This is a genomic window from Lentibacillus salicampi (assembly GCF_004565465.1).
Lineage (GTDB): Bacteria > Bacillota > Bacilli > Bacillales > Amphibacillaceae > Lentibacillus > Lentibacillus salicampi.
In genome coordinates, this window is record NZ_SRHY01000003.1 from 92,088 (window position 1) to 110,697 (window position 18,610).

The following is an 18,610-nucleotide window of genomic DNA, read 5'->3' on the forward strand; positions in this document are numbered from 1 at the left end:
TTATCGATCCTGTCCAATGAACATACGCTAATAAAAGAATGACTTGAATGTGGCATAGTTGTGTATAACGTCAGATATGATAAGTTGTAGATGGCCTTATAAGGAAAACGACGCCTTCACTAAAGAACGAATGGATGCACGTTTTTCTAAATCAGCTTTTGCAGAAGAGTTATTGTTTTGTTTTCACATTCTGATTTGGTATGATGACGTTAAGTTAAAATGTACACAAAAAGATAAGAAGCAGATTTAAACCTTTTAGGAGTGAAATTGTAATGTTTAAATTCAATGAAGAAAAGGGACAATTAAAGTGTTCGTTTTGCGGCAAGAGCCAGGATCAGGTTCGCAAATTAGTGGCTGGTCCGGGCGTTTATATATGTGATGAATGTATCGAGCTTTGTACAGAAATCGTGGAAGAGGAACTCGGTACGGAGGAAGCTACTGAGTTTGAAGAACTTCCTAAACCAAAGGAAATTAATGAAACACTGGCAGATTATGTGATTGGCCAGGAAGAAGCTAAAAAGAATTTGTCTGTAGCGGTGTATAATCATTATAAACGAATTAACACACCTCAAAATAATTCCGACGATGTCGAGCTGGCAAAGAGCAATATCGCCATGCTTGGGCCCACCGGCTCCGGTAAAACACTGCTTGCCCAAACACTTGCAAGAATCTTGAATGTACCGTTTGCGATGGCGGATGCAACGTCGCTGACGGAAGCTGGATATGTCGGCGAAGACGTTGAAAACATTCTGCTGAAATTAATTCAGGCAGCAGATTATGATGTGGAAAAAGCGGAAAAAGGCATCATCTATATTGATGAAGTTGATAAAGTCGCCCGTAAGTCGGAAAACCCTTCCATCACCCGTGACGTGTCCGGAGAAGGTGTACAGCAGGCACTCCTGAAAATTCTGGAAGGAACAGTAGCCAGTGTGCCTCCACAGGGCGGACGGAAGCACCCACATCAGGAATTTATTCAGATTGATACAACCAACGTATTATTTATTGTCGGTGGTGCATTTGATGGAATTGATCAGATTGTGAAACGCCGTTTGGGTAAAAAGGTTATTGGCTTCGGATCTGATAGTCAGCAGGAGGATCTGGACCAAAGTGAACTGTTGCAGAAAGTATTGCCGGAAGATCTGTTGCGGTACGGTCTGATACCGGAATTTATTGGCAGAATCCCGGTGATCGGCAGCCTGGCCCCACTTGATGAGGATGCGTTAGTTGAAATTCTGACAAAACCGAAAAATGCTCTGGTTAAACAGTATGAAAAACTCTTTGAAATTGATAATGTTGAGCTTCAATTTGAAGAAGAAGCACTCAGAGCGATTGCCAACAGAGCGATTGAACGGAAAACTGGAGCACGTGGTCTACGGTCGATTATTGAAAGTATTATGCTGGATGTCATGTTCGACCTTCCTTCCCGCGACGATATTGAAACATGCATCATTACAAAAGATACAGTTGAAATTGAAAATGGAAGACCAAAATTGGTGTTCCATGATGGTACCGTCCAGGATGAAAATGAAAACTCGCCAAGAGAGAGTGCATAATTCAGATGAATGAAATTTAATATTCCGGGACTGACATTCGTTTGAGCCTCTGGCAACCAGCGGGCAAGAGGCAATCAGATGGATGTCAGTCTCTTTCTATGTTTCAATGATCTGAGTAATTTTTTTCGACCGGGCTATACTATGACAAGTAGTCATCATTTACAAACAGGTACGTTTTCTATAAACTTTTTCTGAAAGAGGCTGGGACAAAACGAAAAATTCAGCACAAAAATCGGACAATTAATTGAATTGGCGAAGTATATTTCCGTAGCGGGTTATTCCAGTTTTGTTGTTCGGATTTTTTCCTGGTACAAATACTTATGTCCCAGGCTCATTTATGGGCAGTTAGCTGCCGTATTTTTGACGGTTTACTGACCAATAGATGCACGGAAATTATTCCAGTATAGATGGGGGTATACATAACCATGACCAAAGAAGCGACACAACTGCCTCTCCTGCCATTGCGGGGATTGCTCGTCTTTCCATCTATGGTGTTGCACCTGGATGTTGGACGCGAGAAATCTGTCGCAGCTCTGGAAAAAGCAATGATGGGGGACCAAACCATTTTCCTTGCTGCCCAAAAACAAGTCAGCCTGGACAAACCGGAGTCAAAAGATATTTATCAAATTGGCACCGCTGCATATGTCAAACAAATGCTGAAGCTTCCCAATGGCACTATGCGCGTATTGGTAGAAGGGCTCAGGCGTGGAGAAATCAGCCGTTATATCGATGAAAATGAAGAATTTACAGTTGAGATAAATGAGCTGGAAGATGAACATGGAGAACAGAATGAAGAAGAAGCACTTATGCGTTCACTACTCAAACAATTCGAACAATACATAAACGTTTCACAAAAAATAACAAAGGAAACATTAGCTACTGTAACGGATATTGATGAACCGGGCAGGCTTGCCGATATTGTAACGTCTCACCTGTCCCTGAAGATAAAGGACAAGCAGGATTTATTGGAAATGGTGAATGTCAAAGAGCGTTTGCAGCATTTAGTTCAACTCATCTCAAACGAAAAGAAAGTGCTTGATCTGGAAAAGAAAATCGGCCAACGTGTCAAAACGTCGATGGAAAAAACCCAAAAAGAATATTATTTGCGTGAGCAGTTAAAGGCCATCCAGAAAGAGCTTGGAGAAAAAGAAGGAAAATCCGGTGAAGCAGAACAACTAAGAGAAAAAGTCGACGCTTCAGATATGCCGGACCGGATTACTGAAGTAGCGATGAAAGAACTCAATCGATTTGAAAAAGTTCCACAAAGTTCCGCTGAGAGTTCGGTTATCCGGAACTATATTGAATGGCTTTTAGCACTGCCATGGACGGAAAAAACGAACGATACGATTGAAATTGACAAAGCACAGGATATATTGGATGAAGATCATTACGGACTTGAAAAAATAAAAGAACGAATACTCGAATATCTGGCTGTTCAAAAGTTGACAGAATCCATTAAAGGGCCCATTCTTTGTCTTGTTGGACCACCGGGAGTCGGCAAGACGTCCCTGGCTAAATCGATTGCCCGTTCCATCAATCGAAATTTTGTCCGTATTTCCCTTGGCGGCATTCGTGACGAAGCTGAAATCCGCGGCCATCGGCGAACGTATATTGGCGCCATGCCAGGTCGGATTATTCAGGGAATGAAAAAAGCCGAAACGGTTAACCCGGTATTTTTGCTTGATGAAGTCGATAAAATGGCTACCGATTTCCGCGGCGATCCATCTTCCGCGATGCTCGAGGTGCTGGACCCCGAACAGAACAGCCATTTCAGTGATCACTTTATTGAGGAAACATACGACTTATCAAATGTACTGTTTATTGCGACGGCCAATTATGTCCATAACATCCCTGGACCACTAATGGACCGGATGGAGCTTATATCGATAGCAGGTTATACGGAAGTGGAAAAGCTGCATATTGCAAGGGAACATCTATTTCCAAAACAGCTGAAAGAAAATGGATTAAAAAGAAGCAATCTACAAATCCGTGATGAGGCCCTGTTGAAATTGATCAGAACCTATACACGTGAAGCTGGTGTCCGGAGCCTTGAGCGTCAGTTGGCCAAGCTTTGTAGAAAAGCTGCAAAGATTATTATTTCCGGTGAAAGGAAACGTGTGATTGTTACCGAAAAAAGTATAGAAGAATTGCTTGGCAAACCCTCGTTTCGATATGGAATGCGGGAACAAGAAAATCAGGTGGGCGCTGCTACAGGTTTGGCATACACAACTGCCGGCGGTGATATTTTATCAATTGAAGTTTCGCATTACCCTGGCAAAGGGAAATTAACGCTTACAGGTAAGTTGGGAGATGTGATGCAGGAATCAGCCCAGGCTGCGTTTAGCTACATACGTTCGCGTGCTGATGAATTGAATATTGATCCTGATTTTCATGAAAAAAATGATATTCATATTCATGTCCCTGAAGGCGCCACACCAAAAGATGGACCATCAGCCGGTATAACAATGGCAACAGCTCTTGTTTCGGCATTAACGGGCAGAGCAGTGAAAAAAGAAGTCGGTATGACAGGAGAAATTACCCTGAGGGGCCGCGTGCTGCCGATTGGGGGTTTGAAGGAAAAGTCCCTGAGTGCACATCGGGCAGGTCTGACGACGATTATTATCCCGGAAGAAAATGAAAAAAATATTGAGGATATACCGGAAAGCGTGCGCGATGAGCTGTCATTTATTAAAGTGAACCATTTGGATCAAGTATTAGAACACGCATTGACGGAGGAAAAACATGAAAGTAACGAACGCTGAAATTGTTATAAGTGCCGTCAGCCAAAAGCAGTATCCGAACGACCAGCTTCCGGAAATAGCATTGGCTGGCCGTTCAAATGTCGGAAAATCATCGTTTATCAATAAACTGATCCAGCGAAAAAATTTGGCCCGGACGTCATCCAAACCGGGTAAAACACAGACAATCAATTTTTATAAAATGAACAGTCAATTTTATTTTGTTGATGTCCCCGGCTATGGCTATGCGAAAGTTTCCAAAAAAGAGCGGGAAAAATGGGGCATCATGATGGAAGAATATTTTGAGATAAGGGAAACACTGAAAGCATGTGCTCTGATTACCGATATTCGGCATGAGCCAACACAAGATGATGTCTTAATGTATAATTTTTTGAAGTACTATGAGCTTCCAGTAATGGTTATCGCCACAAAGCTTGATAAAATTGCCAAAGGGAAACGCGCCAGTCACATAAAGCAAACGCATCAGATATTGGAAGTTCAATCTGAGGATATCGTCATCCCTTTTTCAGCAGAAACCGGTGAAGGCAAAGATGATGCTTGGCGGGCTATCCGACAATTTATCTAAAAGGCTTCATTAAAAAGTAATCCGACCCGATTGAGGAGCCGGATTACTTTTTTCTTTTGAGCCAGTATATCCCGATGATAATTAGGATTATCGGCCAAAAACGTTCCAGTAATGATGTAACGTCATAAACCCAGCCAAACGCTGCGGGTAATTGAACTGAAAAAATAAGGAAAATAGAAATTGCACTTATGATGATGCCGGTAAAAATCCCGCTTTTTGTTCGTAACCCACGGATGATAAAAGCAATGCCAACCATTAACGGATAAACAGCCCAATGATCAATCCAGAACGTATAATGGTTAAGTCCGTGAAAGTGAATTCCCAGCCCTAATACAATCGTCCCGCTCAACAAGTGCTGATAATCTCTGGCTGTATAACTGTGAATAAGTAACGCAATACCGATAATAATAAGCAATGTCGGCCATGAATAGAAATCGGTTATAATGGGGATTTTTAACTCTCGTAATAAAAAGTAAACACCGATGCCGATTAATATATAAGCAGCAAAAGAATGTTGCCGTTTCAAGTGGTTCACCAACTTTCATGTTTAGAGTTACACTTCATGTATAGCTCCCGACTGGCAGATTTCTTGCGTATTCCCAAATGCGTGTGATAAAGTACAAACGGATTAACATACAATGAAGTACGATTGAACCTTTATTTTGGTTTCAAAATCTGTTCACATTTTAAGACAATTATTATGGGTTGTCCATGTTATAATAAGGGTTGACGTTTTAGAGTTTTTGGGGGTCATTATGGTGCATATACTCAAAGTTGGTTTTAATTATAAATCAGCACCTTTGGAAATCAGGGAACGGTTTATGATTTCTGAAGATGCTATTGATAAAGCGATGATAGAGCTGAAGAAGCAAAAAAGCATTCTTGAAAATGTCATTGTCTCCACGTGTAACCGGACAGAAGTTTTTGCTGTAGCCGATCAGGTTCATACAGGGCGTTATTATATTAAGCAATTTCTTGCTGACTGGCTGCAGATTGATAAAGAAGACATTTCACCATATCTGCGCATAACCGAAAGTGATGCAGCGGTTGAACATTTATTCCGGGTGACTTCAGGGCTGGATTCGATGGTTCTGGGCGAAACCCAAATCCTGGGTCAGGTTAAACATGCTTTTTTGACCGCTCAGGAAAATCAGACGACCGGAACGATTTTTAATGAATTGTTCAAGCAAGCCATTACATTTGCCAAAAAAGCGCATAAAGATACAGCGATTGGTGAACACGCTGTATCTGTAAGCTATGCAGCTGTTGAACTGGCAAAGAAAATTTTTGGCAATTTACAATCAAAACATGTGGTCATCCTCGGAGCCGGCAAAATGGGCGAATTGGCAGCCCGGAACATACATGGTTCCGGAGCGCCGAATATGACGGTGGTTAATCGCACGTTTGAAAAAGCCCAGGCAATGGCCGAAACGTTCCAGGCACAGGCGAAACCTGTTGAACAATTACAGGAACTGCTTTATGATGCCGATATTCTAATCAGTTCAACAGGATCAGATTCAGTCATGTTATCAAAGGAATCGGTGGAAGCCATTCAGAAACACCGCAAAGGCAGGGCGCTATTCTTTGTTGATATTGCTGTTCCACGTGATTTGGATCCGGCGATTGGTGAATTGGACAATGTATTCCTGTATGACATTGATGATCTTCAGCATATTGTTGATGAAAATCTGGCAACAAGAAAAGCTGCCGCTGAAAACATTGAAATCATGCTTGAAGCAGAAATCTCCGCGTTTAATGACTGGATTCAAACACTTGGCGTTGTCCCGGTTATATCGGCACTGCGCAAAAAAGCGTTATCCATTCAGGCGGAAACCATGAAAAGTATTGAACGAAAAATGCCGGATTTAACGGTACGTGAGAAGAAAGTCTTGAACAAACATACCAAGAGTATTGTGAATCAGCTGTTAAAACAACCGGTGACACAGGCCAAGGAGTTGGCTGCAAATGATAATAAAGAAGAAGCACTCCAGCAATTTATCGATATTTTTGGAATTGAAGATGCTGTCCAGGAAGAGCTGCAAAGACAGGCTAAAAAAAGTAAGCCAACATTAAACGAAACAGACGAAAAAGTATCCTTTCCTGTTACCGAAAGCATATCTTTGCGATAGGATGAAAGGAATTGCCTTATGGAAGATCCAAAGTGGCTTTACGAAATCATACTGATCATTTATGGACTGAGTCTGGTAGGATACTTTATTGAATTTATACAATATAACCGGAAGGCGAACAGGCTGGCCTTCTGGTTGCTTAGTATGGTTTGGCTTTTGCAAACCGTTTTTTTGTTACAGCAAACATTTATCGAGAAAAGTTTCCCGGTATTAACGTTATATGATGGTCTGTCCTTTTACGCCTGGGTGCTGATCACTTTTTCACTTATTCTCAGCAAGCTTTTCCGGGTTCATTTTACGCTGTTTTTTATTAATTTACTTGGTTTTTTCATTCTTTTATTATCCATTTCAACCACAGCCACAGAACATATGCCGACCAAAGGAATCGAGCTGGTTCATGAAATGCTGATTGCACATATAACGTTGGCATTCGTATCGTATGGTTTTTTTACTATTTCCTGTATTTTTTCACTCATGTACCTTGCCCAATACCGGTTTTTAAAACAAAAAAAAGGATTTCGCTGGGTATGGAAAATCGGTGACTTGAAGCAGCTTGATCAGCTTTCATTTAAAGCAGTGACAGTTGGTGTACCGCTTCTCTCGATAGCGATTATTCTTGGCGTTGCCTGGGCGTATGCTGCAGACACTGAGTTTTATTGGTTTGATCTGAAGACAATTGGCTCCATACTTGTACTAGCTGTGTATGTGCTATACTTGCTTTTAAGATTAGGCAAGGGTTATCAGGGAAAAGCAATATCCGTCTATAATTCGGCGGCGTTTCTCATTTTATTAATTAACTTTTTTCTGTTCAGCAATTTATCCAATTTTCATTTACAATAGGTCTCATAAGGAGGAATACGGATGCGTCATATTGTTGTCGGATCGCGCAAAAGCAACCTGGCGTTAACCCAGACAAATTGGGTGATTGACCGGCTGAAACAAGCCGGAATTTCCAATGAATTTGAAGTGAAAAAAATTGTGACAAAAGGCGATCAGATTCTTAATGTCACACTGTCAAAAGTTGGCGGAAAGGCGCTTTTCGTTAAAGAAATCGAAAAAGCGATGTATGAGAAAGAAATCGATCTTGCTGTCCATAGCATGAAAGACATGCCTTCTGAAATGCCTGAAGGTCTTGTGATTACGTCAATACCAGTAAGAGAAGATCATCGTGATGCCTATATTGCCAAACATCATATTCCTTTAAAAGACTTGCCCGAGGGGGCCATTGTCGGTACCAGCAGCTTAAGACGAAAGGCACAAATCCTGGCGGAGAGGCCTGATGTTGAGATCAAATGGATTCGCGGCAATATCGAATCCCGTATTCGCAAATTAAATGAAGAAGATTATGATGCGATTATTCTGGCGGTTTCCGGCCTGAAACGTGTCGGTTTAAGTGAAGATCTTATTACCGAATATCTGGAACCGGATATTTGTGTTCCTTCCGTCGGTCAGGGCGCTCTGGCAATTGAGTGCCGTGAAGATGATCACGAATTACGCGAATTACTGGCTCGTATCAGTGATGAGTATACAACGAAAACGGTCACTGCTGAAAGAACTTTTCTGAATTTATTGGAAGGCAGCTGTTCCGTACCAATTGGCGGTTATGCTTCACTGGATAATAATGAGATCAAATTAACGGCTTTTGTTGGGAAAACGGACGGCAGCACGATGCTACGTGAAGTCGTACACGGGACCGACCCGAAAGCTGTCGGAACAGAGGCAGCAGAAAAGTTGATTGCCCGGGGTGCCAAAGATATTGTGGAACAAGTTAAAGAGGAGCTTGACAGTTAATGGTCATGCCATTAAAGGGAAAACGAATTTTAATTACCCGGGATGAAAAGCAGGCAAAGGAATTTGCAGATAAGGTTTTGCAGTCTGGCGGCACACCTGTGGAAATACCTCTGTTACAGATATCGTGTAAAGGTGATGAAGCAATCAAGAAGCTGCGTCAGACCCGGGAGACGTTCAGGTGGCTGTTTTTCACGAGCGTTAATGGGGTTCATTGTTTTTTTCAGTTTTTGGGAAATGGCGCTATTGACAATGCCTTTTTAGCTGACAGCAAGTTTGCTGCTGTCGGACGTAAAACAGCACAAGCGCTGGAAAGCCACGGTTATCAGGCAGACTTTATTCCTTCCACATATAGTGCAGAGGCGATGGCAAATGAATTCTTTGCAATTTACCCCTGTATTGAAGAGCCCGTTCTTATCATTAGGGGAAACCGGTCGCGGGATGTTCTGCCCCTTTGGTTGGATAAGCAGGGTATCCATTTTCAGATGGTGGAAGTATATGAAACAGGCTACCGTTTTTCAGAAAAAGATAACTTAAACGCCATCCTAAAGCAATATGATTTGGATGTGATGACCTTTACGAGTCCGTCCTCGGTTGATGCGTTTATGGAAATGAAAGAGGTGCCGGTTAAGAACCTGCCACCAAGTGTCTGCATTGGCACAACAACCGAAGCACGCGCTTCTGCATTTGGTTTAACTAATCTTCTTGTTCCAAACGAGTTCACCATCGATGGTATGTTAAAACGTATGGAAGAATATTATGAATAGAAAGGATAGATTCGTATGACAAACGAATGGGAGTTCAAGCGGCATCGTCGTCTGCGCTCTACACCTGCAATGCGCTCACTCGTCCGTGAAAATCATCTGCAAATGGATGATTTCATTTACCCGCTTTTCATCGTTGAAGGCGAAAACATTAAAAATGAAGTGCCATCCATGCCAGATGTCTATCAAATTTCACTTGACCATGTCAAAACGGAAATGGAAGAACTGCAGTCACTCGGAATTAAAGCGGTGATGCTTTTTGGTGTTCCGAATGAGAAAGATGAAGAAGGTACGGGCGCATTCGTTGAAAGCGGGATTGTCCAGCAGGCTACCCGCCTTATCAAAAGCAAGGTGCCGGAAATGCTTGTCGTTGCTGATACATGTCTGTGTGAATATACATCACACGGTCATTGTGGTGTAATCCATCATCATGATGTCGATAATGACGAGTCTTTGAAACTGTTAGCCAAAACCGCTGTATCTCAGGCAGAGGCAGGGGCGGATATCATTGCGCCTTCCAATATGATGGATGGGTTTGTGACAGTTATCCGTCAGGCACTGGATGATGCCGGATATAAAAATATTCCAATTATGTCATATGCTGTTAAATATGCGTCAGCTTTTTATGGTCCGTTCCGTGAAGCAGCAGACAGTACACCACAGTTTGGCGACCGCAAAACCTATCAGATGGACCCGGCAAATCGCCGGGAAGCACTGCGGGAGGCAGAGACCGATGTTGAAGAGGGCGCAGACTTTCTGATTGTGAAACCGGCCATGTCATTCCTGGATATCGTCCGCGATGTGCGCAACCAGTCCAATGTACCGGTTGTCGCTTATAATGTCAGCGGCGAATATGCGATGGTGAAGGCGGCTGCTCAGAATGGTTGGGTGGATGAACAAGCGTTGGTACTGGAAAAACTGACTGCCATGAAACGAGCTGGTGCGGATTTAATTATCTCGTATTTTGCCAAAGACGTAGCTGTTTGGCTTCAGAATTAATTTTAATTGGGGTGATGAATTATGCGGAATTTTGACAAGTCACAGGAGGCTTATAATGAAGCGGTGGATTTAATGCCAGGTGGTGTGAACTCACCGGTGCGGGCCTTTCAATCGGTCGGGATGTCACCAATCTTTATGGAGCAGGGAAAAGGCTCCAAAATCACCGACATTGACGGTAATGAATACATTGATTATGTGTTGAGCTGGGGCCCTTTAATTTTAGGACATGCCGATGACCGAGTTGTTTCAAGCTTAAAAGAAGCTACAGAAAAAGGAACAAGTTTTGGTACACCGACTATTCTAGAAAACAAACTTGCGGAACTAGTCATGGAACGGGTCCCATCCGTTGAAATGCTGCGAATGGTAAACTCAGGAACAGAGGCCACCATGAGTGCATTAAGAATTGCCCGCGGGTACACCGGCCGTAATAAAATTTTGAAGTTTGAAGGCAACTACCACGGCCATAGTGATTCACTACTCATTAAAGCAGGATCCGGTGTCGCAACATTGGGATTGCCGGATAGCCCGGGTGTTCCTGAATCGATTGTCAAAAACACATTAACCGTGCCATATAATGATGTTGAAAGTGTCCGTTATGCGTTTTCTGAATACGGTGATGATATTGCCGCTGTTATTGCTGAACCTGTTTCCGGCAATATGGGGGTTGTACCGCCGCAGGAAAACTTCTTGCAGGAACTAAGGAAGATAACCGAGGAAAATGGATCACTTCTGATTTTTGACGAAGTGATGACCGGGTTCCGGGTTGGCTATAACTGTGCGCAAGGCTATTTTGGCGTCACGCCTGATATGACTTGTCTCGGAAAAGTAATCGGCGGGGGATTGCCTGTCGGCGCGTACGGCGGAAAACGTGAAATCATTGAAAAGGTTGCCCCGACTGGGTCGATCTATCAGGCAGGAACGTTATCAGGGAACCCACTCGCCATGACAGCAGGATATCAAACGTTAAGTGCTCTTGACGAATCATCGTACGAAGACATCAATCAAAAAGTTGATAAACTGGTAGAAGGGTATAAACAGGCTTCCATTGACTATGATATTCCGCTTCACGTAAACCGTGCTGGTTCAATGGTTGGTTTCTTCTTCACGGATAAACCGGTTATTGACTATGAAACAGCCCAAAACGCGAATGTTGATTATTTTGCCCAATACTACCGGGCAATGATTGAAGAAGGGATCTTCCTGCCGCCATCACAATTTGAAGGTGTCTTTTTATCAACTGCCCATACGGATGAAGATATTGATAAAACCATTCAGGCTGTACGTACAGCATTTTCGAAAATAGAAAAATAAGAAAAGCGCGGGGCGCCTTGTTCACCCCCGAAAAGCTTAAGCAAGAATTTGCAGTGGCGGGTTTGGCCACGTAAAATGATTGCTTAAGACCTCGAGGGGGTAGGCGCTGGCCGGCTAAGTTCGGCACGTCCTGTGCCAACGCCGGCACTAGTACGTCCTGTACGTCGAAGCTGGACATGGCTATTGCTGACAAAGAGCTTAATATAGCCAAAAATTTTATACTTTCTTATCTTTAAAAAAAACAGAAGCTATTCCATTATACCGGGATAGCTTTTTTCCTGGGTCAAAAAACACCGGAGCGTTTTCATCATAAAGGCATATCCTTCCATTCTGTGTCATATAGTTGAACTGAGACGTATAAGTATATGGAATATATGCTGAAGGGAGGAAATCGCTTGGGAACTGGGCAGGAAGTCTTTCGTTTTGAATTAAATGAATCGCTTTATTTTGAAAAAGGACAGGAAGTTGGTGAAATGACGGGAATTTCACTGGATCCGGACATTTCCATACAGCCATTCAATGATTATATTTCAATCAGGGGTGTTATTGAACTTCGTGGCTCTTATCAAAAAGAAGGGGCACCCCCGGAAGCGGATGAAAATACATTTGATTATGACGATTATCATTCGAGGCGGTATGTTGAAAAAGTCGTTAACCTTGATGATGATCAGGCAGAGTTTACGCACCGTTTCCCAGTTGAAATTTCTGTTCCGGCCTATCGTGTATCTGATCTGGATGACGTGACAGTTGGTATTGAATCATTCGACTATGAAATACCTGACCAGAATCAGTTGAAGCTAAATTCAACAATCGAAATACTCGGGATCAGTGATGGAATGGCAAACACGAACGGGAACGAACCTGAAGAAGAATCTGCATTACCTGACCGGGACGAGGAAACATTTGAATTTGATTTAAAGATGGAAAAAGAAGAGACGGAATCAGATGAAGCGATCTATCAGGAACATCCGCCGGTCTTGTCGCAGCAAGAAGATCAATTCGTAGATGAGCCGGCAGAAGATGAATCATCCTCAGCCAAGGCACGTTGGAAGAATAAAAAATCGCAGACGCTCGCCGAATTTTTTGCCAAGGATGAAAAAGAATCATCCCATGAGGAGTCATCAGGGGCAGTGGAAAATGCTCAAAACCCGGAGGAGCCTTCTGCGTTTTCGGATGATGCAGATTATGAAGAGGAAAGCACGGAAGACCCAGTAGAATCACTGGAAGATGTCCGCTATTTGGCTGACATGTTTAGAAATGATGAGGAAGAAACGTTTACTAAAATGCGACTATGTATCGTACAGGATCATGATACAGTAGAATCGATTGCAGAACGGTATGAGATATCTGCACTCCAGCTGTTAAAACAAAATCGGCTAACTGAAGAAGGTTTGGAAGAAGGTCAACTATTATATATTCCATATCGGAAAAATTCATAGGAAACTTAACACCCCTTGCTTGTTTGCGGTAAGGGGTATCTGCTTCTTTAAAAAGGTGGTGAAGGGTACGTGTGGCAGCAATTAAACGAATAGCAGCCGCTTATGGGGTATCCCCATATCATATTGAGCAGATTTCAAACCGGCTTCACAAAGTAAGTGACGGCCAGCATGCATATGCACTAAAACAAAGCAAATTGACGGAAACGAATCTTTTAGCATGGGAACAGGTTTATCATCAGGCTTATGCCTCTAATTTATCAAATATATTACCGGTTTATTTAACAAACCAATCCGACTTGTACGTAAAACAAGACGATTCCTATTATTACTTAACCCCATGGATATCCGACGAAAAGCCCGATGATGAACGGGTTATCAAAACTGCGTATGAAGCGATGGGGGATGTTCATGCGAAAACGAAACAATCTTTATCCATTGATACAGCTCCGATCATTCAGGAATTCAATGATTACCAACAATACTGTGCTGAATACCACCATACATTATTAACGTATGTGGCGATGTTTGAACAAAACCGATTTATGTCACCATTTGAGCTGCAGGTTTGTACGCATTATCATGTGCTGACGAATGTTTTGGATGAATTGAATAACCATCTCGAGCGGTTGAAAGATCAGCTGGAACATGAGCCCAAATGGAATTATAGTCTTTTACACGGGGACCTGGATTCATCCCATTTTCTTTATCGCAACCGTACGTATTTGATTAATTGGGAAAAGGCGACCTATGATAATGCTGTCTTGGATTTGGCAATGCTGTTGCAAAAAGAAGCACAATTCAACAACCAGCAGACCGCACAATGGGCTGAATTGTTCCAATCATATCAGGATAAAAACCCATTGACGATCAGTGAACAGCATTTGCTCACGATTTATTTACTCGACCCTTCTCATTACATAGCACTTATTGATGCGTACATGGCGAACTCCGGACCATTGACGATGGTTGAACACGTTCAATTGTTGCAGCGTGCTTTCCGGCAATTGGAGTTCGGACTCCGATGGTCGCACCACCATGAATACGATGACAGCAGTGCCAACTTTGAAAATGAAGCTGAAAGTTAAATCCATTCCAGGTAAAAGGCAATAAATAACCCGGTTAATGCGCCAAGTAAAAAGACATCCAGTGACGTTGGAAACAACAGCGTGCGGACTAATTGAAAAATTAATATCGGCATCGTTACTTTTTCGATGATAATAATGCAATTTCGTGCCCATGGCGGTAGCCGGTAGCGGTAATAACGCGCCATTTTGGATGCACCTCTTTCTTTTTTTGTAACGTCAGAAAGTAAAAGTTATGGGTGACCTTATCAGAAAAACACTCATTCACTAAAGGACGAGTGAATGCGGGTTTTTCTAATAATATAGTATGTATACAACAAGCCCTTTTGTGCCATTCTTATCGTAATAGTTGATTTTGTGATTGAAAAACGGTAAAATAAATAACAACATTTACAAGCGATGATTGGGAAGAGTACAGAATGATGACCGTGAAGAGAGGGAATGTCTGGTGGGAATTTCCCGGGAATGATCATGCTGGAAGGTCGCCCATGAAGCTGCTTCTTTGAATTGAGTAGAAGAATGCCGGTAGCTGACCGTTATCATGTGATGAGTGCATAGGCGCTTCCTGCCTATGAACAAAGGTGGTACCACGGAACCCAAGTCCTTTTCGTCCTTTATGGATGAAAAGGATTTTTTGTTGTATTTAACGTAAGATTAAAGGAGGAACAGAGCCCATGGCGAGTGAAGACTACACAACAAGATCGATGTCATCCAAGTATAATCCGAATGAAATTGAAAAAGACATGTATCGGTTTTGGGTGGAAGGTAAATTTTTTGAAACGACAGATGAGAAGGAAAAAGAACCGTTTACAATCGTGATTCCGCCGCCAAATGTGACGGGAAGACTACACTTGGGGCATGCATGGGATACGACAATGCAGGATACGATTTCCCGGATGAAGCGGATGCAGGGTTATGATGTACTATGGCTGCCTGGCATGGATCATGCGGGAATTGCCACACAGGCAAAAGTGGAAGCCAAATTGAAAGAACAAGGTGAAAACCGGCATGATCTCGGTCGGGAAAAGTTTTTGGATATTTCCTGGGACTGGAAGGAAGAATATGCTGATTTTATCCGCTCGCAATGGGAAAAATTAGGTCTGGGACTGGATTATTCACGCGAAAGGTTTACATTGGATAGTGGTTTGTCTGATGCTGTCCGGGAAGTATTCGTTACCTTATATGAAAAAGGATTAATCTACCGTGGCGAATACATTATCAACTGGGATCCGGATACACAAACAGCCCTTTCCGATATAGAAGTTGAATACGCGGAAGTCCAAGGTAAATTTTATCATATGCGTTATCCGATCAAAGACAGTGATGAAACAATTGAAATTGCCACGACCCGCCCGGAAACCATGCTTGGGGATACAGCAGTCGCTGTTCATCCGGATGATGAGCGTTACCAGCATCTTCTCGGTAAAACCGTAGTTCTTCCGATTGTCGGCCGGGAAATGGAAATTGTAGCTGACACGTATGTCGATATGGAAATGGGTTCCGGTGCGGTCAAAATTACACCTGCCCATGACCCGAACGACTTTGAGATTGGCAATCGGCATGATCTTGAGCGTATTCTAGTCATGAATGAAGACGGATCAATGAATGAAAATGCCGGACACTACCAGGGGATGGACCGGTTCGAATGTCGGAAACAAATCGTGAACGATCTGCAGGAACAGGGCGTGCTGTTTGATATAGAGGAGCATGTTCATCAAGTTGGCCACTCTGAACGAAGTGGCGCAGTTGTCGAACCCTATTTATCCACGCAATGGTTTGTTCATATGCAGCCGCTGGCAGATGACGCCATCGGGCTTCAAGATGGGGATGGAAAAGTTCATTTCGTTCCGGACCGGTTTGAACGGACATACCTGCATTGGATGGAAAATATCCGGGACTGGTGTATTTCCCGGCAACTCTGGTGGGGTCACCGGATTCCGGCCTGGTACCACAAAGAAACAGGAGAAATATATGTCGGGAAGGTAGCGCCAGCCGATATTGAAAACTGGGAACAAGATGAAGATGTGCTTGATACATGGTTTTCATCAGCTTTATGGCCGTTCTCAACGATGGGCTGGCCTGATGAAGATTCAGAAGACTTCAAGCGTTATTTCCCGACAGACGTGCTTGTGACTGGATACGATATCATCTTTTTCTGGGTTGCCCGGATGATTTTTCAGTCAAAACAGTTTACCGGTAAACGGCCATTCAAAGATGTTCTCATCCATGGCCTGATCCGCGATTCGGAAGGGCGGAAAATGAGCAAGTCACTCGGCAATGGCGTCGACCCGATGGATGTGATTGATCAATATGGCGCTGATTCATTGCGATACTTTTTATTGACTGGTTCAACGCCGGGGCAGGATTTGCGCTTCCACTGGCAAAAAGTTGAATCGACGTGGAATTTTGCTAATAAAGTGTGGAATGCGTCCCGTTTTTCGCTGATGAATATGGAAAACTTCGCTTATGAAGATATTGATTTAAACAGGGAAAAGTCACTTGCGGATAAATGGATCCTGACACGGTTAAATGAAACCATTGAACACGTTACGAAAAATACGAATAAATATGAATTTGGTGAGGCAGGGCGTCATTTATACAATTTTATTTGGGATGAACTGTGTGACTGGTATATTGAAATGGCCAAACTGCCGCTCTACGGGGATGATGAGCAACAGCAACAGACCACCCGGTCAGTGCTCGCTTATGTTCTCGACCAAACCATGCGGATGCTGCATCCGTATATGCCGTTTATTACCGAAGAAATCTGGCAGCAGCTTCCGCACAAGGGCGAGTCTATAACGGTAGCCAATTGGCCGGAAATAAAACCGGCATTTCATGATGAAGTGGCGTCAAACGAAATGAAGAGGCTTGTTTCCATTATTAAGTCTGTACGTAATATCCGGTCGGAAGTGGACACGCCATTGTCTAAGCAAATTAAACTGTATATCAGAACAGAGAATGACGCTATTACGAATGAATTGGAAAAGAACCGGAGCTATTTGGACCATTTCTGTAATCCAAGCGAATTGGTGATCACAACGGACGTGGAAACACCGGAAAAAGCGATGTCGGCGGTTGTTACCGGTGCAGAACTATTTCTGCCGCTTGAAGGGCTGATTAATTTTGACAAAGAAATTGAACGGCTGGAAAAAGAGCTGACCAAATGGACAAGAGAAGTTGAGCGTGTACAGAAAAAGCTGGCGAATGAAGGCTTTGTTAATAAAGCGCCTGAGCATGTTGTGGATGAAGAAAGACAGAAAGAGTCCGATTACCTGGAAAAGCAGGCTAAGGTAAAAGCGAGGCTTGCGGAATTAAGATCATAACATCAGTAAAGCGGAAATTCATTATCACGATGAATTTCCGCTTTTAATGTATGCGACATACTTTTCCAGAATGTTAATATCACTGACGGCACTTAATGTGCGCGACCCAACAACATCTTCTACTTCATTCAAAATAAACTGGCCATCGTGATCCAGAAGAAAGTCAATACCAGCCATTCCAAACCGGAAGACGTCACAGATTTGTCTGACCAGTGCTATTTCATGCGGTGCAAGGGGATACCATAACGCTGAGCCGCCCAGTTTGTAATTGGCACGAAAATCATGTTTATTTTCCCTTAGTACAGCTCCAATGATTTCTGTGCCGATGACAAATACACGCACATCTTTTCCAAGCTGGATTTTTCCTGCTGATTGAAAAATCAGGTCGCCTTCTTTCTGGTCTCGCTGCATGTGCTGCCAATCCAGGACGTTTGTTACCAGATCGACTTGTTTGCCGCTCCTGCCATGGACGCCTTTAATCACAAATGGAAAAGCCAAAGGGGGTGATGCAGGCAGTCCGGTTTTTTCTGACACAAACACAGTATCTGCCATAGGGATAGCTAATTTGCTTACATAAAAATGTGTCAGAGCCTTGTTGTTGCAGATTGTGGCTGTTTCCGACGGATTGTATACCACTATTCCAAATGATTCAAGCTGTCGGTTCAAAAGCGGTTCGATTGTCCGGATAACGGCGAAATCAGGCAAGGTCACAGGTCTGCCATCAAGTAAAATGGTCCGCTGATCATCCATCACCCCAACTGTCAGGTTTTCCCTTAGAATCAAATGAAGTGCTACGTTTTGCAGCCGTGCTTCTTCGAGAAACCAATTGATGTAGGACGCATTTTGGTTTGCGTCTGTTTTGTTATAAATCAGCCAGCCTTTCATAATGGCCCCC

At 43.0% G+C, this 18,610-nt stretch carries 15 protein-coding genes and 1 other annotated feature; of the genes, 12 read left to right on the forward strand and 3 right to left on the reverse strand.

What is annotated here, in order from left to right; translation table 11 throughout:
• Positions 1-272: 272 nt before the first annotated feature.
• The 3 genes from clpX (at position 273) to yihA (ending at position 4,877) form a co-directional block, all read left to right on the forward strand.
• On the forward strand, positions 273-1,553 hold the full coding sequence (gene clpX / locus E4U82_RS03915) for an ATP-dependent protease ATP-binding subunit ClpX (protein WP_135108743.1): 1,281 nt from the start codon (positions 273-275) through the stop codon (positions 1,551-1,553).
• Between the two features lie 425 nt (positions 1,554-1,978).
• Entirely contained in the window at positions 1,979-4,315 is a 2,337-nt protein-coding gene (gene lon / locus E4U82_RS03920; RefSeq protein ID WP_135108745.1) for an endopeptidase La, read from the forward strand.
• The gene (yihA, locus tag E4U82_RS03925; protein WP_135108747.1) at positions 4,296-4,877 is read left to right on the forward strand and encodes a ribosome biogenesis GTP-binding protein YihA/YsxC; all 582 of its coding nucleotides are present in this window, start codon (positions 4,296-4,298) and stop codon (positions 4,875-4,877) included. Before lon ends, yihA begins: the two co-directional genes overlap by 20 nt.
• Before the next feature lie 43 nt (positions 4,878-4,920).
• On the opposite strand, the gene E4U82_RS03930 is transcribed toward yihA, so the two are convergent.
• Positions 4,921-5,412: a LiaI-LiaF-like domain-containing protein gene (locus E4U82_RS03930; protein WP_342447717.1), complete on the reverse strand. Its 492-nt coding sequence runs from the start codon at positions 5,410-5,412 to the stop codon at positions 4,921-4,923.
• Positions 5,413-5,635: 223 nt separating this feature from the next.
• On the opposite strand from E4U82_RS03930, the gene hemA reads away from it, so the two are divergent.
• The 8 genes from hemA (at position 5,636) to E4U82_RS03970 (ending at position 14,392) form a co-directional block, all read left to right on the forward strand.
• Positions 5,636-7,006, forward strand: a complete 1,371-nt coding sequence (gene hemA / locus E4U82_RS03935; RefSeq protein WP_135108918.1) for a glutamyl-tRNA reductase — start codon at positions 5,636-5,638, stop codon at positions 7,004-7,006.
• Between the two features lie 18 nt (positions 7,007-7,024).
• The gene (locus tag E4U82_RS03940) at positions 7,025-7,846 is read left to right on the forward strand and encodes a cytochrome C assembly family protein (protein WP_135108750.1); all 822 of its coding nucleotides are present in this window, start codon (positions 7,025-7,027) and stop codon (positions 7,844-7,846) included.
• A gap of 21 nt (positions 7,847-7,867) precedes the next feature.
• The gene (gene hemC, locus E4U82_RS03945) at positions 7,868-8,797 is read left to right on the forward strand and encodes a hydroxymethylbilane synthase (RefSeq protein ID WP_135108751.1); all 930 of its coding nucleotides are present in this window, start codon (positions 7,868-7,870) and stop codon (positions 8,795-8,797) included.
• Positions 8,797-9,561 (forward strand): uroporphyrinogen-III synthase, encoded by a 765-nt coding sequence (locus E4U82_RS03950; protein WP_135108752.1) that lies wholly within the window; start codon positions 8,797-8,799, stop codon positions 9,559-9,561. Before hemC ends, E4U82_RS03950 begins: the two co-directional genes overlap by 1 nt.
• A 15-nt stretch (positions 9,562-9,576) precedes the next feature.
• Positions 9,577-10,557, forward strand: a complete 981-nt coding sequence (gene hemB / locus E4U82_RS03955) for a porphobilinogen synthase (RefSeq protein WP_135108753.1) — start codon at positions 9,577-9,579, stop codon at positions 10,555-10,557.
• A 21-nt stretch (positions 10,558-10,578) separates the two neighbouring features.
• Complete coding sequence (gene hemL, locus E4U82_RS03960; protein WP_135108755.1) at positions 10,579-11,868, forward strand: glutamate-1-semialdehyde 2,1-aminomutase; 1,290 nt, start codon at positions 10,579-10,581, stop codon at positions 11,866-11,868.
• A 395-nt stretch (positions 11,869-12,263) separates the two neighbouring features.
• A complete protein-coding gene (spoVID, locus tag E4U82_RS03965; protein ID WP_245183520.1) occupies positions 12,264-13,307 on the forward strand; it encodes a stage VI sporulation protein D in 1,044 nt (347 codons plus the stop codon).
• Positions 13,308-13,378: 71 nt separating this feature from the next.
• Positions 13,379-14,392 (forward strand): phosphotransferase, encoded by a 1,014-nt coding sequence (locus tag E4U82_RS03970; RefSeq protein ID WP_135108757.1) that lies wholly within the window; start codon positions 13,379-13,381, stop codon positions 14,390-14,392.
• On the opposite strand, the gene E4U82_RS03975 is transcribed toward E4U82_RS03970, so the two are convergent.
• On the reverse strand, positions 14,389-14,577 hold the full coding sequence (locus E4U82_RS03975) for a hypothetical protein (RefSeq protein ID WP_135108759.1): 189 nt from the start codon (positions 14,575-14,577) through the stop codon (positions 14,389-14,391). The genes E4U82_RS03970 and E4U82_RS03975 overlap by 4 nt on opposite strands.
• 202 nt (positions 14,578-14,779) lie before the next feature.
• Positions 14,780-15,007 (forward strand) — a binding site (T-box leader).
• A 56-nt stretch (positions 15,008-15,063) separates the two neighbouring features.
• Between E4U82_RS03975 and E4U82_RS03980 the strand changes: the two genes are divergently transcribed.
• Entirely contained in the window at positions 15,064-17,715 is a 2,652-nt protein-coding gene (locus E4U82_RS03980; protein ID WP_135108760.1) for a valine--tRNA ligase, read from the forward strand.
• 24 nt (positions 17,716-17,739) lie between these two features.
• Here the strand turns inward: E4U82_RS03980 and E4U82_RS03985 are convergent, their stop codons facing one another.
• Positions 17,740-18,600, reverse strand: a complete 861-nt coding sequence (locus E4U82_RS03985) for an ATP-grasp domain-containing protein (protein WP_135108761.1) — start codon at positions 18,598-18,600, stop codon at positions 17,740-17,742.
• Positions 18,601-18,610: the final 10 nt, after the last annotated feature.

Excerpts from the sequence above, each read along its gene's own strand:
- hemB (WP_135108753.1), top strand. The coding sequence starts at position 9,577 with ATGACAAACGAATGGGAGTTCAAGCGGCATCGTCGTCTGCGCTCTACA.
- E4U82_RS03980 (WP_135108760.1), top strand. The coding sequence starts at position 15,064 with ATGGCGAGTGAAGACTACACAACAAGATCGATGTCATCCAAGTATAAT.
- clpX (WP_135108743.1), top strand. The coding sequence starts at position 273 with ATGTTTAAATTCAATGAAGAAAAGGGACAATTAAAGTGTTCGTTTTGC.
- hemL (WP_135108755.1), top strand. The coding sequence starts at position 10,579 with ATGCGGAATTTTGACAAGTCACAGGAGGCTTATAATGAAGCGGTGGAT.
- lon (WP_135108745.1), top strand. The coding sequence starts at position 1,979 with ATGACCAAAGAAGCGACACAACTGCCTCTCCTGCCATTGCGGGGATTG.
- hemC (WP_135108751.1), top strand. The coding sequence starts at position 7,868 with ATGCGTCATATTGTTGTCGGATCGCGCAAAAGCAACCTGGCGTTAACC.
- E4U82_RS03940 (WP_135108750.1), top strand. The coding sequence starts at position 7,025 with ATGGAAGATCCAAAGTGGCTTTACGAAATCATACTGATCATTTATGGA.
- yihA (WP_135108747.1), top strand. The coding sequence starts at position 4,296 with ATGAAAGTAACGAACGCTGAAATTGTTATAAGTGCCGTCAGCCAAAAG.
- E4U82_RS03975 (WP_135108759.1), bottom strand. The coding sequence starts at position 14,577 with ATGGCGCGTTATTACCGCTACCGGCTACCGCCATGGGCACGAAATTGC.
- E4U82_RS03985 (WP_135108761.1), bottom strand. The coding sequence starts at position 18,600 with ATGAAAGGCTGGCTGATTTATAACAAAACAGACGCAAACCAAAATGCG.
- E4U82_RS03950 (WP_135108752.1), top strand. The coding sequence starts at position 8,797 with ATGGTCATGCCATTAAAGGGAAAACGAATTTTAATTACCCGGGATGAA.